This window comes from Streptomyces fradiae ATCC 10745 = DSM 40063, from assembly GCF_008704425.1.
Classification (GTDB): Bacteria; Actinomycetota; Actinomycetes; order Streptomycetales; family Streptomycetaceae; genus Streptomyces; species Streptomyces fradiae.
In genome coordinates, this window is sequence record NZ_CP023696.1 from 2,625,700 (window position 1) to 2,640,133 (window position 14,434).

Here is a 14,434-nt window from a genome sequence, read left to right on the forward strand (position 1 = left end):
GTCAGTCGCCGCCGTGCTCGTCCCAGACGCGGGCGCGCAGCGGCATCCCGGACGCCCCGTCCTCGGGCGTCCGCACGGCGAGGACCTGGTTGACGCCGATCCGGTTGCGTTCGAAGGCCAGGGCGCTGGCGGCCATGTAGAGCCGCCAGATCCGGGCGCGGCCCGGCGAGGTGAGGCGCGCGGCCTCGTCGAAGCGCTCCTCCAGGTTGGCGACCCAGCGGCGCAGGGTCAGGGCGTAGTGCTCGCGGATCGCCTCCACGTCGCGCACCTCGAAGCCGGCCTCCTCCAGCGTCGCGGTGGTCCGGCCGAGCGGGGCCAGCTCCCCGTCGGGGAAGACGTACGCGTCGATGAACGGGTCCACGCGGTACTCCTCGTCCCGCGCGTCGGGGCGGCGCGAGATCTGGTGGTTGAGGAGCCGCCCGCCCGGCTTCAGCAGGCCGTGCAGCACCTGCGCGTACCTGCGGTAGCGGACCGCGCCGACGTGCTCGGCCATGCCGATCGAGGCGATGGCGTCGTACGGCCCGTCCCGGACGTCCCGGTAGTCCTGCACCCGGATCTCGACCCGGTCGGCGAGCCCCTCGTCGGCGACCCGCTTGCGGGCGTACGCGGCCTGCTCGGCGCTGAGCGTGACCCCGACGACGCGGGCGCCGTGGTGGCGGGCGGCGTGCAGCGCCAGGGAGCCCCAGCCGCAGCCGACGTCGAGCAGCCGGTCGCCCTCCCGGAGGGCGAGCTTGCGGCAGACCAGCTCCAGCTTGTCGCGCTGGGCCTCCTCCAGGGTGCCGCCCTCGGACCAGTAGGCGCACGAGTACACCATGGACGGGCCGAGGACCAGCTCGTAGAAGTCGTTGCCCACGTCGTAGTGGTGGCTGATCGCCTCGCGGTCCCGCGTCCTGGTGTGCAGCGGGCCGCTGCGGCGCCGGACCTCCTCGGCGGGCGGGGTGGGCGGCGGCCACGGCCCGGCGAGGCGCAGCACCTCCCGCGCGGCGGCGCGGGTGCGCGGGTCCCGGGCCGCGCGCAGGGCGCGGGCCGCCTGGCCGGGCAGGCCCGCGGGGGCGCCGCCGCCCTGCGGGTCCCGCTCCCAGACGAGGCCGGCGAGGCGGGTCAGCGCCTCGTACAGGTCGCCCTCCACGTCCAGCTCCCCGGCGACCCAGGCGCGGGCCAGGCCCAGTTCGCCGGGGCGCCAGGCCATGCGGCGCAGCGCCCTGCGGTCCCGGACGACCAGCACGGGGACGCCGGGGCCGGGCGGGCCGGCCTCGCTGCCGTCCCAGGCGCGGACCCGCACGGGCAGCGGGACCCCCAGCAGGTCCCCGGCGAGCGCGGCCAGCCGCGAAGCGGCGTCGGACATGGTGCACACCTCCGTGATGTCGATCCCAGAAACGCCCCGGTTGCCCAGGTGACTTGCTCGGCACCATGGGAACACCGACGGCCGCGGAAAGCAGTCCCCGCACCGCGCGCGCCCGGCGGAGCGGCGGCGGTATCCGGCCACACCGCCCGGCCGCCCGTGCCGCCCCCCGGCGCCCCGCCCTGGGCCCGCCCCGGTCGGCCCGGCCGGTCGGGAGGCGGGGCCCTCGGTCTCGGTCCGCGCCGGGCGAGCGGGCCGAGCGGCGGCCCCGAACGGCGGGTGGGCGACCGGGCGGCAGGCGGCGTGGGGGCGGGGGCCCGCGCCCGGAGGCGGGCGGGCGGCGCCGCGGCCGGACAGCGGGTGGGCCCCGCGGACGGCCGAGCGGCGGGCGGTCGGCGCGACGGCGTGGAAGGGAGCCGCACGGGAACCGGAAGGCGGGCGGACCCGCCACGGCCCGGACGGCGGGCCGGCCCCGGCGCGTCGGCCCAGGGGCGGGCGGGCCCGCCGCGGCCGGGGCGGGCGGGCCCCGTGGAGGCCGGGCGGCCTGCCGCCCACGCACGGGGACCGGTGGACGGGCGAGCCCCGCGCCACCACCCGGCGAGGCGGTCCGCCACGGCCGGGCGGACGGGCCCCGCGTCGGAACCGGAAGGCGGGCGGGCGCCGCGGCGACCGGGAGACCGCCCCGACCGCGCGACGGCGCGACGGCCGACGGACGGCGGAGGCGCGGGCGGCGGCCGAGGGACGCGGCCGAACCGCGGGCCCGCACACGACGGCCGAGAGACGGCGCCCGGACGGCGGGCCAGCGCACGACGGCCAGAAGGCGGGCCGACGCACGGCTGCCCGCACACGACGGCCGAGAGACGGCGCCCGGACGGCGGGCCCGCGCACGACGGCCAGAAGGCGGGCCAGCGCACGACGGCCAGAAGGCGGGCCAGCGCACGACGGCCAGAAGGCGGGCCGACGCACGACGGCCGGAAGGTGCGCGCGCACGGGGGAACGCCGAAGAGGGGCCTCCCGCACCACGGATGGCGGGTGGCCCCTCTTCGGGACGTGCGGTGGCGGCCGGGTGGACCCGGCGGCCGTCAGCTGGCCTTGGCCTTCTCCGGCTGGGCGGCGGCCGGAGCCGGGGCCGGCTTGGCGGCCTCGTAGAACTCCTCGCGCGGCGACTCGATGGCGCCGAGCGAGACGACCTCGCGCTTGAGGAACATCGCGAGCGTCCAGTCCGCGAAGACGCGGATCTTGCGGTTCCAGGTCGGCATGGCCATGCCGTGGTAGCCGCGGTGCATGTACCAGGCGAGGCGGCCCTTGAGCTTGATCCTCATCTTGCCCATGACGATCATCGCGACGCCCTTGTGCAGGCCGAGGCCCGCGACCGCGCCCTTGTTGGCGTGGCTGTACTCCTTCTGCGGGAAGCCCCGCATGCCGGAGAGGACGTTGTCGCCGAGGACCTTGGCCTGGCGCAGCGCGTGCTGGGCGTTCGGCGGGCACCAGGCGTTCTCGTTGCCGGCCTTGCGGCCCACGAGGTCCGGGACCTGGGCGTTGTCGCCCGCGGCCCAGATGTAGTCGGTGCCGGAGACCTGGAGCGTCGGCTGGCAGTCGACGTGGCCGCGGGGGCCGAGCGGCAGGCCGAAGCGGGCCAGCGCCGGGTTCGGCTTCACACCGGCGGTCCACACGATGGTGTTGGAGTCGACCTCCAGGCCGTTCTTGAGCACCACGTGGCCGTCGACGCAGGAGTCCATGGACGTGCTCAGGTAGACCTCGACGCCGCGGCCCTCGAGGTGCTCCTTGCCGTACGCGCCGAGCTTCGGGCCGACCTCGGGGAGGATCTTGTCGGCGGCGTCGACCAGGATGAAGCGCATGTCCTCGCGGGACACGTTCTTGTAGTACTTGGCCGCGTCGCGGGCCATGTCCTCGACCTCGCCGATCGTCTCGGCACCGGCGAAGCCGCCGCCGACGAAGACGAAGGTCAGCGCCTTGCGGCGGACCTCCTCGTCGGTGGTCGAGTCGGCCTTGTCCAGCTGCTCGAGCACGTGGTTGCGCAGGCCGATGGCCTCCTCGATGCCCTTCATGCCGATGCCCTGCTCGGCGAGGCCGGGGATCGGGAAGGTGCGGGAGACCGCGCCGAGCGCGATCACCAGGTAGTCGAAGGGCAGCTCGTACGCCTCGCCGACGAGCGGCGCGACGGTGGCGACCTTGCGGTCCTGGTCGATGGTGGTGACCCGACCGGTGAGGACCTCGGCCTTGGGCAGCACGCGTCGCAGCGGGACGACGACGTGCCGCGGCGAGATGCTGCCGGCGGCGGCTTCGGGGAGGAACGGCTGGTACGTCATGTACGAGCGCGGGTCGACGACCGTGACGGTCGCCTCGCCGTAGCGCATCTTCTTCAGAATGCGTCGAGCTGCGTACAGGCCTACGTACCCACCGCCTACTACGAGGATCCTGGGACGCTCCGTGGTGCTCATGCCATCGAGTATCCACCCCCCGGACGGGGGTCGCTCGTGCGCCCCTTCACAAGCTTCCGACACACCTCTGCTACACTGCGCCGCCCACGTGACGGAGGTCATGGCGCGGCACGGGAACCAGGGTGTAACGGAGGACGTTGTTCACTGCCGCCTCACCCCTTGTGAACTGGCCCGGAGAGCCTTTCGTCACGTTGGACCACCGCCTTGGTTCACATGGCCGAAACGGTTCTGCGGTTTCGAAAGCCGGGGCGCGGCGGAGCCCTGGCAGGGCTCAGTAAGGGGCGCATCCCCGTGGGAGACCCTCATCAGGGCCTTTTTCCTTGTGAAGAAGTTCACGAACCTTTTCCGACGCGCTGTCACCGGGCCGCCCGCACCCCGCCCGGACGCGCCGGAACCGCCTCGTCCGCCCGACTTGTCCGCCCCTGCCGGGCCACGGGGGGCGGTCCGGACGCCTTGCGGACACCCGCACGCCGGGGCGGGGCAGCCCGGGCACAAGCCCGGGAACCCGAACGCGCACAAGTCGCCCCCGCTTACGGAGGGGCCGTGTACACGCAACTGCGTACACCGGCGCCATGACGGAGCACACCGTGACCGTGCGGGAAGCCCGCGCCCACTTCGCCGACCACATCGACCAGGCCGAAGAAGGCGTTCCGACCGTCATCACGCGCAATGGCGCCCCGGTGGCGGCCGTGGTGCCGATCTCGGACTTCGAAGCGTTGGAGGAAGCGGCCGACGTGATGCCGGCACGCGAGGCCGAAGCGGTGCCGGCCGAGGGCGGCACCACCGTGACCATGGCGGAACTGCTCGCGGACCCGTTCACCGAGCAGGACGGCGAGGCGGCGTGAAGTACGCCTTCCGCTTCACCACGGCGGCACGGCGGCACGGCGTCAGCTTCGGGTGATCAGCCGGCTCGATGCCATGCGCATCCTGACCGCGTTGACCGCACTCGGTGACGAGCCTTACCGCCAGGACGCCGACGTCGAGAAGCTCACCGGCCCGTCGGGCCTGTACCGGCTCCGGGTCGGAAGCTACCGGGTCGCCTACCAGATCGACGACGGAGAACTCGTCGTCCTCGTGGTCAAGGTGGGCGACCGGCGGGACGTCCATCGCAACCTGTGACATCCCGCCCGGTGCGGGCACTGCCTCATCGCGCCGGTGCGGCCCCGCTCGTCGCCGGGTCAGACGAGCGACCAGGCGATCCCGTCGAGGATCGCCCACGAACGCAACTCGCGACAGACACCGACGTGTACACGAACGCGCGTACACTTGCCTCATGACTGAGAACACCGTGACCGTACGGGAAGCCCGAGCCCACCTCGCCGACCACATCAACCGGGCCGAGGAAGGCGTTCCGACCGTCATCACGCGCAATGGCGCCCCGGTGGCGGCCGTGGTGCCGATCTCGGACTTCGAAGCGTTGGAGGAAGCGGCCGACGTGATGCTGGCACGCGAGGCCGAAGCGGTGCTGGCCGAGGGCGGCACCACCGTGACCATGGCGGAACTGCTGGCGGACCTGTTCACCGAGCAGGACGGCGAGGCGGCGTGAAGTACGCCTTCCGGTTCACCACGGCGGCGCAGCGGCAACTCCGGACCATCAGCCGACCCGACGCCATGCGCATCCTGACCGCGCTGACCGCACTCGGTGACGACCCGTACCGCCAGGACGCCGACGTCAAGAAACTCACCGGCCCGTCCGGGCTCTACCGGCTGCGGGTCGGAAGCTACCGGATCGCTTATCAGATCAACGACGGCGAACTCCTCATCCTGGTCGTCAAGGTGGGCGACCGGCGGGACGTCTACCGCAACCTGTGACGTCCCGCCCGGCCCCCATATCGCCGGGCACCGCCCCTCAACGTGCCTCGCTCGCCGCGTAATGAGCGATGCCGTCGAGGATGTCGTGTTCGCTGACCACGACCTCCTTCGCGCCCACGTGGGCCATGATCTCCTGGAGGACCAGGGCTCCGGCGATGATGACGTCGACCCGGCCCGGGTGGATCACCGGGATCGCGGCGCGCTCGTCGTGGGTCATGGACCGCAGCGCCTCCGCCACCTCGACGACCCGCTCGTAGGGGATGCGGGAGCGGTGGATCGCCGCCGAGTCGTACTCCTCCAGCCCCAGGGCGATGGCGGCGACCGTCGTGACGGAGCCGGCCAGGCCGACGAGGGTGCGGGCGTCCCGCAGGGGGACGGTCTCCTCGGCCAGCGCGATGGCCGCGCGGACGTCGGCGCGGACGGCGGCGGCCTCGGCCTCGCCCGGCGGGTCGGTGCGCACATGGCGCTCGGTCAGCCGTACGCAGCCGATGTCCACCGACCGGGCCGCCTCGACGTGCTCGGTGCCCACGACGAACTCGGTCGAGCCGCCGCCGATGTCCACCACCAGGTACTCGTCGGTGCCCTCCAGCTCGCGGGTGGCGCCGGTGAAGGAGAACTCCGCCTCCTGACCGCCGGTGATGACCTCCGGTTCGACGCCCAGGATGTCCAGGACGCCCCGGACGAAGTCGTCCCGGTTCTCGGCGTCGCGGGACGCGGACGTCGCCACGAAGCGGACCCGCTCGGCGCCCAGCTCGCGGATGACGGCGGCGTACTCGCGGCACGCCGCGAACGTGCGCTCCAGCGCCTCCGGGGCGAGCCGCCCCGTGCGGTCCACGCCCTGGCCGAGGCGGACGATCGTCATCCGCCGGTCCAGGTCGACGAGGGTGCCCGCGACGGGGTCCGCGTCCGCCACGAGGAGGCGGATGGAGTTCGTACCGCAGTCGACGGCGGCGACACGGGTCATCGGGCGTCCTCCTCCCGCTGCGCGCACGCGCCGCTCCCGGCGCTCACGCAGGGGCCCTTCGCCCACCACTCGGGGAGCATCGCCAGCGCCTCGTCGCCCAGCGGGTTCACGCCGGGACCGGCGACCAGGGAGTGGGCGACCAGCACGTGGAGGCACTTCACGCGGTCGGGCATCCCGCCGGCGCTGGGGAACCCGGCGAGGACCTCGATGGCGTCGCGGCGGGCGATGTAGTCCTCGTGCGCGGCCCGGTAGGCGGCGGCCAGCTCCGGGTCGGCGGCGAGGCGCTCGGTCATCTCCTTCATGACGCCGTTCGCCTCCAGCGTGCCGATCGCGGAGTTCGCGCGGGGGCACGTCAGGTAGTACGTCGTCGGGAAGGGCGTGCCGTCGGGGAGCCGGGGCGCGGTCTCCACCACGTCCGGCCGGCCGCACGGGCAGCGGTGCGCGATGGCCCGCAGGCCGCGCGGCGGGCGGCCGAGCTGTTCCTGGAATGCCTCGACGTCGGCCTGGGTCGGCTCGGTGCGTTCGGTCTGCGGAGGGGGCGTCTGCATGCCTGCCTTGATCCTGCTCGGTCCTGGTGGGGCGGTCGGGGCGGAGCCGCGGGGCCTCGGGGGCCGCCGCGGGTCACCGGTCGTTCTACGGGTCCTGCCGGCCGGCGCGGGTGCGGTCGGCGCGGTCGACGCCGTCCCAGACGTCGGAGTACCAGGGGCTGCCGGTGCCGCCCTGGTCGGTGCGCCGGGACCGCGCCGCGTCCGGGTCGTTCATGGTGTAGGCCGTCTCGCCGGGCAGCACGTAGTGGAGGTGCTGGCGGGCGAGCCGCCTGACGTAGGCGTCGTCCTGGAGTCGGGCCTTCTCGTCGCGCAACCTCTCGACGCGGGCGGCGGCCTGCTCGGCGAGGCGCTCCTGCTCGGCGATCTCGCCGCGCTGCGACACGTACTGCCGCATCGGGTAGGCGAGGGCGACGACCATGGTGCAGACGACGAGGGCGAGGAACGCGGCCCGGCCGGTGAGGCGGGAGCGGCGCGCCTGGCGGCGGCTCTGGGAGCGGTAGACGCGCGCGGCGGTCTGCTCGCCGAGCAGCCGCAGCCTCGTCGCGGTCGAGAACCGGTCCCGGTCCTGGCCCATCGGTGCGCCCCTCCTCACGTACGACGTCCCCGGACACGGTACGGGACCGTGGCCGGGGACGTACGCAACCGGGGCGACGGGACGTCAGTCCCGCCCGGCTCAGGCGTCCGCGGGGCGGAACCGCGGGAACGCGCTGCGGCCGGCGTACACGGCGGCGTCGTCGAGGATCTCCTCGATGCGCAGCAGCTGGTTGTACTTGGCGACGCGCTCGGAGCGGGCCGGGGCGCCGGTCTTGATCTGGCCGCAGTTGGTGGCGACGGCCAGGTCGGCGATGGTGACGTCCTCGGTCTCGCCGGAGCGGTGGGACATCATGCACTTGAAGCCGTTGCGCTGGGCCAGCTCGACGGCGTCCAGGGTCTCGGTGAGGGAGCCGATCTGGTTGACCTTCACGAGCAGGGCGTTGGCGGCGCCCTCCTCGATGCCGCGGGCCAGGCGCTCCGGGTTGGTGACGAACAGGTCGTCACCGACGAGCTGGACCTTGGAGCCGAGCTTCTCGGTGATGGTCTTCCAGCCGTCCCAGTCGTCCTCGAACAGCGGGTCCTCGATGGAGACGAGCGGGTACGCCTCGACCAGCTCGGCGTAGTACTCGGTCATCTCGGCGGCCGTGCGGGACTTGCCCTCGAACTCGTACGCGCCGTCCTTGTAGAACTCGGACGCGGCGACGTCGAGCGCCAGGGCGATGTCCTTGCCCGGGGTGTAGCCGGCCTGCTTGATCGCCTCCAGGATGAGGTCGAGCGCGGCGCGGTTGGACTCCAGGTCCGGGGCGAAGCCGCCCTCGTCGCCGAGGCCGGTGGACAGGCCCTTCTCCTTCAGCACCTTCTTGAGGGTGTGGTAGACCTCGGTGCCCCAGCGCAGGGCCTCGGAGAAGGACTCCGCGCCGACGGGAGCGATCATGAACTCCTGGATGTCCACGTTGGAGTCGGCGTGCGAGCCGCCGTTCAGGATGTTCATCATCGGCACCGGCAGCAGGTGCGCGTTGGGGCCGCCCAGGTAGCGGAAGAGCGGGAGGTCGGACGCCTCGGAGGCGGCGTGCGCCACGGCGAGGGAGACGCCGAGGATGGCGTTGGCGCCGAGCGAGGACTTGTCGGGGGTGGCGTCCAGGTCGAACATCGCCTGGTCGATCAGCCGCTGCTCGGTGGCGTCGTAGCCGACGAGCTCCGGGCCGATCTGCTCGATGACGGCGAGCACGGCCTTCTCGACACCCTTGCCGAGGTAGCGGTCCTTGTCACCGTCGCGGAGCTCGAGGGCCTCGAACGCACCGGTGGAGGCACCGGACGGAACGGCAGCACGGCCGGTGCTGCCGTCGTCGAGGCCGACCTCGACCTCGACCGTGGGGTTGCCTCGGGAGTCGAGGATTTCCCGGGCTACGACGACGTCGATGGACGGCACGAGCATCTCCTTCTGGGATGTGACGCGTGGAGTGCGGGACCTTGAGTCCTGCGGCACGAGCCTAACCGGCGGGGCGCCCCCGGCCCGCTACCGCCCGCCCCCTGGGACGAAAAACCGGATGGGCCGGGGCGTTCGGGGCGAACGCCCATGTTCCCTACCGGACGGTAACCGGCTTGAGCGGGCTCGCACTCATCCGGCGTGGGGGGATGTGCCCCGGTATGGGGCCCGGCCGGACGCCTCGGGCGGCCGGCCGACGGTGGCCGGGCGGCCATGGGGGGCGGTCGCCGGGCGGGCGGCCCCGGGGGGCGGGGCGGGCGGCCGCTCGGCCGGGAAGCGCGGCGCGGAGGAGGGGGAAGGCCCCGGGCCGTCGCGTACGGGGGATGCGCGACGGCCCGGGGCCGGACCGCGGAGGCGCCCCGGACCGGTCTCCCGGCCGCGGGGCGCGCCTGAGGTCAGCTCAGGTGGAGCTGCTGGCCCGGGTAGATGAGGTCGGCGTCCGCGACGATGTCCTTGTTGAGGTCGAACAGCTTCTTCCAGCCGCCCTTGACCTTCTCCGCCGCGGCGATGCTGCTGAGCGTGTCGCCGGCCTTCACCGCGTACTCGCCGTCGCCCTTCGCGACCTTCGCCCCGGTCGGCGTGGTCACGGTCTTCTTCGGCGCCGCCTTGGGCGCGGCCTTCGGCGTGGAGGGCTTCGGCGCGGACGGCGCGGCCTTCGGGGCCGTGCGCTGCTCGCTGCGCGTGGTGGGCTGCTCGGCCGCGCGCTCGGGGGCGGCGCCGCCGTACGGGGCGGAGGACAGGCCGACGCCGCAGCTCGGCCAGGCGCCCTTGCCCTGGCCCGCGAGGACCTTCTCGGCGATGGCTATCTGCTGGGACTTGCTGGCCTTGTCGGCCGTGGAGGCGTACTGCGTGCCGCCGTACGCGGCCCAGGTGGAGGCCGAGAACTGCAGGCCGCCGTAGTAGCCGTTGCCGGTGTTGATGGACCAGTTGCCGCCGGACTCGCACTGCGCGACGCGGTCCCACTCGGCGGCGGTCGCGGCGCCGGCGGGCGCGGCGCCCATCAGCGGGGCGGCGACGGCCACACCGGTGATGCCGGCGAACGCGGCGAGACGGACGGCCTTGGACGGGCGGCGGTGCTTGCCCTTGCCGGAATTCAGCATGGCGGATCTCCTCACCGACGCCTGCGAGGTGAGCTGTCGGGTTCGGGCCTGGTGAGTGCCCGGCCGCGCGCCGGGTGGCGCGCGGCTTCACCCCGAGCCGGTTCCGCTCGTCTCCCGACGACCGGGCCCGGCACCTACCTTGGGTCCCCCGCTCCTGCCTACGGCGCTCGAAGCGTCGACTGTTCCCGTCGTCCGGCGGCAGGATTCGGCGTTACCGGTCGAACGGGGCCCGCGTTGGCGAGCGGTATCGACGGTACGCACAGACCCGCGCGGAGATCAAAGTCAGACATCCCGGTCAATCCGCCCCTACGAGCCTCCCTCGTGAGGGTGTTTGCGCAGGTAGGGGCGGAAGCGGACCGATCGGGCGGCGTGAGGGCGCGAGTTGGAGTGAAGAGACTCTTGTCTCACTTCGAGGAAACGGACATTCAGCCCGTAACTACCCCTGATTCGCGCCCAGCTCCAGGCTCTGGCCAGGGCGGATGAGGTCGGGGTCGCTTCCGACGGTGCCGCGGTTCGACTCGTAGAGCGCCGGCCAGCCGCCGGGGACCTCGTGGGTGTCGGCGATGGACCAGAGGTTGTCGCCGGGCTGGACGGTGTACGTGCCGTCGGGGGCCAGGCCCTCGCCCGTACGTGCCGTTCCGTCACCACGTGAGGGGTGTCCACCGGTTTCGCGCGGCTCGGCCGGAACACCGGTTTCGCCCGACTCGCCGGATCCGCCCGGTACGGCCGGGGCGGCGCCGGCCTCCTCCTTGGCCGGCTCGCCGCGGTGCTTGCCGGTGCCGGGCGCGGGGGTGCCCGCGCCGTTCCCGGCCGCCGGCGCCTCGCCGGGGGCGGCGGGGCCGGTGGCGGGGCCGCCGGGAGCGGTCGGGCCGGCCGTCGCGTCGGGGGCGGCCGGGCCGCCGGACTCCGCCGGGTCCGCGCCCGGCTCCGCGGAGCCCTCGGCGCCCTCCGTGCCCGCGGGGGCCTCCTCCGGCGCGGCGGGCGCCCCTTCGCCGGCCTCCCCGCCGGTCTCCGCGTCGGCCCCCTTGCCGGTCTCCTTGCCCTTGCCCTTCTCCGCTCCGGTGCTCTCGGAGGGCTGGGGCACGGCGGTCGGGTCGGACTCGACCGGGGCCGAGCCCTCGTCGCCGCCGAGTCCCGCGATCGGGGCGCAGGTCTCCCACGCGGCGGAGCCCTGGGCGGCGTAGACCTTCTCCGCGACCGCGATCTGCTGGGAGCGGCTGGCGAGGTCGGCGCGCGGCGCGTACGCCGTGCCGCCGTACGCCTGCCAGGTCTCCTGGGAGAGCTGGAGGCCGCCGTAGTACCCGTTGCCGAGGTCGGCGCTCCACATGCCGCCGGTCTCGCACTCGGCGACCCGGTCCCACGTGGGGGCGTCGGCGGCGGACGCGGTGCCCGCGCCGAGCAGCGGCAGGGCGATCGCTGATCCGGTCACGCCCGCGGCGACGACGAGGGCGGGTGCTTGACGGGGTCGACGGTGTCGTCCGTTACCGGAGCGCATGCGGTGGACCTTTCGCGTGACTGCTGCTGAGGTGACGGTGAACGTAGCGGCATTCGAACGTCAGTCACAAGTCGATGCAGCGGGGATAACGCGAACATCACAGTATTGACGTACCGTCAGCTTTTTCCGGTGTAAAGGCCACCGGAAGCGTGCGCAGGCCGCGCATGATGAGGCCGCCGCGCCACCGGAGTTCGGCCGGATCGGCGGCCAGCCGCAGGTCCGGCAGGCGTGTCAGCAGCGTGGCGAGCGCGGTCTGCCCCTCCAGCCGCGCGAGCGGCGCGCCCAGGCAGTAGTGGATGCCGTGCCCGTACCCGAGGTGCTGGTTGTCGCGGCGCCCGAGGTCCAGGACGTCCGGCTCGGCGAACCGCGCCGGGTCCCGGTCGGCCGCCGCCAGGACGACCAGGACCGGGTCGCCGCGCTCGATCCGCTGCCCGCCCAGCGTGAGCGGCTCCGTCGCGTACCGCCAGGTCGCCAGCTCAACTGGCCCGTCGTAGCGAAGGAGTTCCTCCACTCCCGTGGCCAGCAGCCCCGTCTCCCCGGCCGCGAGGGACGCCTGGAGGCGGGCGCGCTCGGCGGGCTCGCGCAGCAGGGCGTAGGTGCCGTTGCCGATGAGGTTCACGGTCGTCTCGAAGCCGGCGAACAGCAGGATGAACGCCATCGCCGCGGCCTCGTTCTCGGTGAGGTGCTCACCGTGGTCGGAGGCGCGGATCAGACCGGAGATCAGGTCGTCCCCGGGGTCCGAGCGCTTGCGGTGGATCAGCTCCACCAGGTACGCCCGCATCCGCTTCACGGCGCGCGCCACCCCGCCGCGCGGCCCGCCCCCGTGCCGGATCATCTGCCCGGCCCAGTCCCGGAAGTCGTCCTGGTCCTCGGCGGGCACACCGAGCATGTCGCAAATGGCGTAAATGGGGAGCGGAAAGGCGAACTCGTGGATGAGGTCGGCCTCTCCTTTTGTTGCGAAACCGTCGATGAGACGGTCCGTCAGTTCCTGCACGCGCGGGGCGAACTCGGCGACCCGGCGGGGCGTGAACGCCTTCGACACCAGCCGCCGCAGCCGCGTGTGGTCCGGCGGGTCGATGTTCAGCAGGTGCGTCATCAGCTCGGCCTTGCGCTCCCCCGGGATGCCCGTCTTGCCCCTGGCGTGGGCGGGCTCGTCGTGGTGCGCGGGGTTCTTGCTGAGCCGCTGGTCGGCGAGCGCCTGCCGGGCGTCGGCGTACCGGGTGACCAGCCACGCCTCGACCCCGCTGGGCAGCCGCGTGCGGTGCACCGGCGCGTGCTCCCGCAGCCAGGCGTACGCCGGGTACGGGTCGGTGGCGAACTCCCAGGTGAAGAGTTCCGGGGGCGTGGCGGGGTCGTTCGCGGCGTTCACCCCTCGACGGTATCCGCCCGGCCGGCGCGGGGGCGGCGGCCCCCGTGCCGGGTGGCTCGGGTGCTGCCCGCGGCTCGGGTGCTGCCCGCGGCTCGGGCGGGGACGCTACGCGAGGGCGGGGCGGTCACCGGGGGCCGAGGGGGGCCGTCACGCGAGGGCCGCACCGTTCACGCGGGCGCGTGGCCGTCCGCCGGGTCGCCGCCGTCCGCCGGGACGTCGTCCGCCGCCGGGTCCCCGCCGTCCGCCCCGTCGTGGGCCCCGTCCGCCGGGTCGCCGTCCGCCGCCGGGTCCCCGTCGTCCGCCCCGTCGTGGGCCCCGTCCGCCGGGCCGTGGCCCTCCGCCGCGCGGATGGCGTCCCGGTACGCGCGGGCCGCGGCGCGCAGGGCGGCCTCCGGGTCCACGCCGTCCGCCTCCGCGCGGGCCGCCGCCTCCAGCAGGGCGTGGCCCACGTCCTCCCCCTCCGGGAGCGGGACGTCCAGGCCCGCGGCGCGCACGCGCCCCGCCAGCTTCGCCGCCAGCGCCAGTCCGGGCTGGCCCAGGGGGACGCCGTCCGTGACGGAGGTGCGCCGCTTCTCGGCGGCCTTGGTGCGCAGCCAGTGCTCCTTGACCTCCTCGGGCGTCTCGGCGGTCGCGTCGCCGAAGACGTGCGGGTGCCGGTGGACGAGCTTGTCGACCAGGCCCCCCGCCACGTCGTCCAGCGAGAACGGCTCCTCCTCGTCCTCCTCGGCGATCCGCGCGTGGAAGACGACCTGGAGCAGCACGTCCCCCAGCTCCTCCCGCAGCTCCGCGCGGTCGCCGTCCTCGATCGCCTCGACCAGCTCGTACGCCTCCTCGATGGCGTACTTGGCCAGGCCCCGGTGCGTCTGCCGGGACGACCAGGGGCACGCGCGGCGGATGCGGTCCATCACCTCGACCAGGTCGAGGAGGCGGGCGCCGGGCAGGTCGTACGAGCCGGGCAGCAGCTCCAGGTCGGGCATGGCGGTGCGGCCGGACCCGGCGAGCCGGGCCAGGCCGTCGGTCAGCGCCCGGTCGCCCTCGCCGGACGCGAGGACGACGACCGTGCGGCCGCCGGCGCAGGCGTCGACCAGTTCCTCTGCCGTGGGCGCGGCGATCCCGACGGTGACGCCGGCCTCCCGCAGGTACGGGAGCTGGGGGTGGCCGGCGTCGGGGCACAGCACCGCGTCGGCGGCGCGCAGGGTCCGCCACGCCGGCCAGGACAGCACGCCGGGCGCCACCCGGTGGCTGGTGGTGAGGAGGACGACGCGGCCGGTGCCGGGGGTGTCTGCGGGTTCGGCGTTCACCCCTCGAACCTACCGCCTCGC

General features: G+C 74.2%; 13 protein-coding genes, 1 pseudogene and 1 riboswitch. Of the genes and pseudogenes, 4 read left to right on the forward strand and 10 right to left on the reverse strand.

Annotated features, from left to right (window positions below):
- Position 1: 1 nt before the first annotated feature.
- Entirely contained in the window at positions 2 to 1,345 is a 1,344-nt protein-coding gene (locus tag CP974_RS11590) for a class I SAM-dependent methyltransferase (protein WP_031135586.1), read from the reverse strand.
- A gap of 1,079 nt (positions 1,346 to 2,424) precedes the next feature.
- The gene (locus CP974_RS11595) at positions 2,425 to 3,804 is read right to left on the reverse strand and encodes an NAD(P)/FAD-dependent oxidoreductase (protein ID WP_078915747.1); all 1,380 of its coding nucleotides are present in this window, start codon (positions 3,802 to 3,804) and stop codon (positions 2,425 to 2,427) included.
- 572 nt (positions 3,805 to 4,376) lie between these two features.
- Here CP974_RS11595 and CP974_RS11600 point away from each other — a divergent pair.
- From CP974_RS11600 to CP974_RS11615, 4 genes and pseudogenes are all read left to right on the forward strand, one after another.
- Complete coding sequence (locus CP974_RS11600) at positions 4,377 to 4,649, forward strand: type II toxin-antitoxin system Phd/YefM family antitoxin (RefSeq protein WP_085921342.1); 273 nt, start codon at positions 4,377 to 4,379, stop codon at positions 4,647 to 4,649.
- Positions 4,646 to 4,923, forward strand: a pseudogene (locus CP974_RS11605) (type II toxin-antitoxin system RelE family toxin). Before CP974_RS11600 ends, CP974_RS11605 begins: the two are co-directional and overlap by 4 nt.
- A 154-nt stretch (positions 4,924 to 5,077) precedes the next feature.
- On the forward strand, positions 5,078 to 5,350 hold the full coding sequence (locus CP974_RS11610) for a type II toxin-antitoxin system Phd/YefM family antitoxin (protein ID WP_048457331.1): 273 nt from the start codon (positions 5,078 to 5,080) through the stop codon (positions 5,348 to 5,350).
- A complete protein-coding gene (locus CP974_RS11615) occupies positions 5,347 to 5,616 on the forward strand; it encodes a type II toxin-antitoxin system RelE family toxin (protein ID WP_069976691.1) in 270 nt (89 codons plus the stop codon). The genes CP974_RS11610 and CP974_RS11615 overlap by 4 nt, the downstream gene beginning before the upstream one ends.
- 37 nt (positions 5,617 to 5,653) lie before the next feature.
- Here CP974_RS11615 and CP974_RS11620 read toward each other — a convergent pair whose 3' ends face one another.
- The 8 genes from CP974_RS11620 to CP974_RS11660 all read right to left on the reverse strand — a co-directional run bounded on the left by CP974_RS11620 (position 5,654) and on the right by CP974_RS11660 (position 14,413).
- A complete protein-coding gene (locus tag CP974_RS11620; protein ID WP_031133871.1) occupies positions 5,654 to 6,580 on the reverse strand; it encodes a Ppx/GppA phosphatase family protein in 927 nt (308 codons plus the stop codon).
- Positions 6,577 to 7,128 carry a DUF501 domain-containing protein gene (locus CP974_RS11625; protein WP_031133873.1) on the reverse strand — a complete coding sequence of 184 codons (552 nt, stop codon included), beginning with the start codon at positions 7,126 to 7,128 and terminating at the stop codon, positions 6,577 to 6,579. Before CP974_RS11625 ends, CP974_RS11620 begins: the two co-directional genes overlap by 4 nt.
- Before the next feature lie 85 nt (positions 7,129 to 7,213).
- A complete protein-coding gene (locus CP974_RS11630) occupies positions 7,214 to 7,702 on the reverse strand; it encodes an FtsB family cell division protein (RefSeq protein ID WP_031133874.1) in 489 nt (162 codons plus the stop codon).
- Positions 7,703 to 7,801: 99 nt separating this feature from the next.
- The gene (eno, locus tag CP974_RS11635; RefSeq protein WP_174887805.1) at positions 7,802 to 9,091 is read right to left on the reverse strand and encodes a phosphopyruvate hydratase; all 1,290 of its coding nucleotides are present in this window, start codon (positions 9,089 to 9,091) and stop codon (positions 7,802 to 7,804) included.
- A 452-nt stretch (positions 9,092 to 9,543) separates the two neighbouring features.
- On the reverse strand, positions 9,544 to 10,248 hold the full coding sequence (locus tag CP974_RS11645) for a LysM peptidoglycan-binding domain-containing protein (RefSeq protein WP_031137219.1): 705 nt from the start codon (positions 10,246 to 10,248) through the stop codon (positions 9,544 to 9,546).
- Positions 10,249 to 10,251: 3 nt separating this feature from the next.
- Positions 10,252 to 10,424, reverse strand: a riboswitch (cyclic di-AMP (ydaO/yuaA leader).
- A gap of 260 nt (positions 10,425 to 10,684) precedes the next feature.
- On the reverse strand, positions 10,685 to 11,743 hold the full coding sequence (locus tag CP974_RS11650; RefSeq protein ID WP_079140092.1) for a LysM peptidoglycan-binding domain-containing protein: 1,059 nt from the start codon (positions 11,741 to 11,743) through the stop codon (positions 10,685 to 10,687).
- Positions 11,744 to 11,840: 97 nt separating this feature from the next.
- Positions 11,841 to 13,112: a cytochrome P450 family protein gene (locus CP974_RS11655; protein WP_037939275.1), complete on the reverse strand. Its 1,272-nt coding sequence runs from the start codon at positions 13,110 to 13,112 to the stop codon at positions 11,841 to 11,843.
- 167 nt (positions 13,113 to 13,279) lie between these two features.
- Positions 13,280 to 14,413, reverse strand: a complete 1,134-nt coding sequence (locus CP974_RS11660; RefSeq protein WP_078915851.1) for a nucleoside triphosphate pyrophosphohydrolase — start codon at positions 14,411 to 14,413, stop codon at positions 13,280 to 13,282.
- Positions 14,414 to 14,434 lie beyond the last annotated feature (21 nt).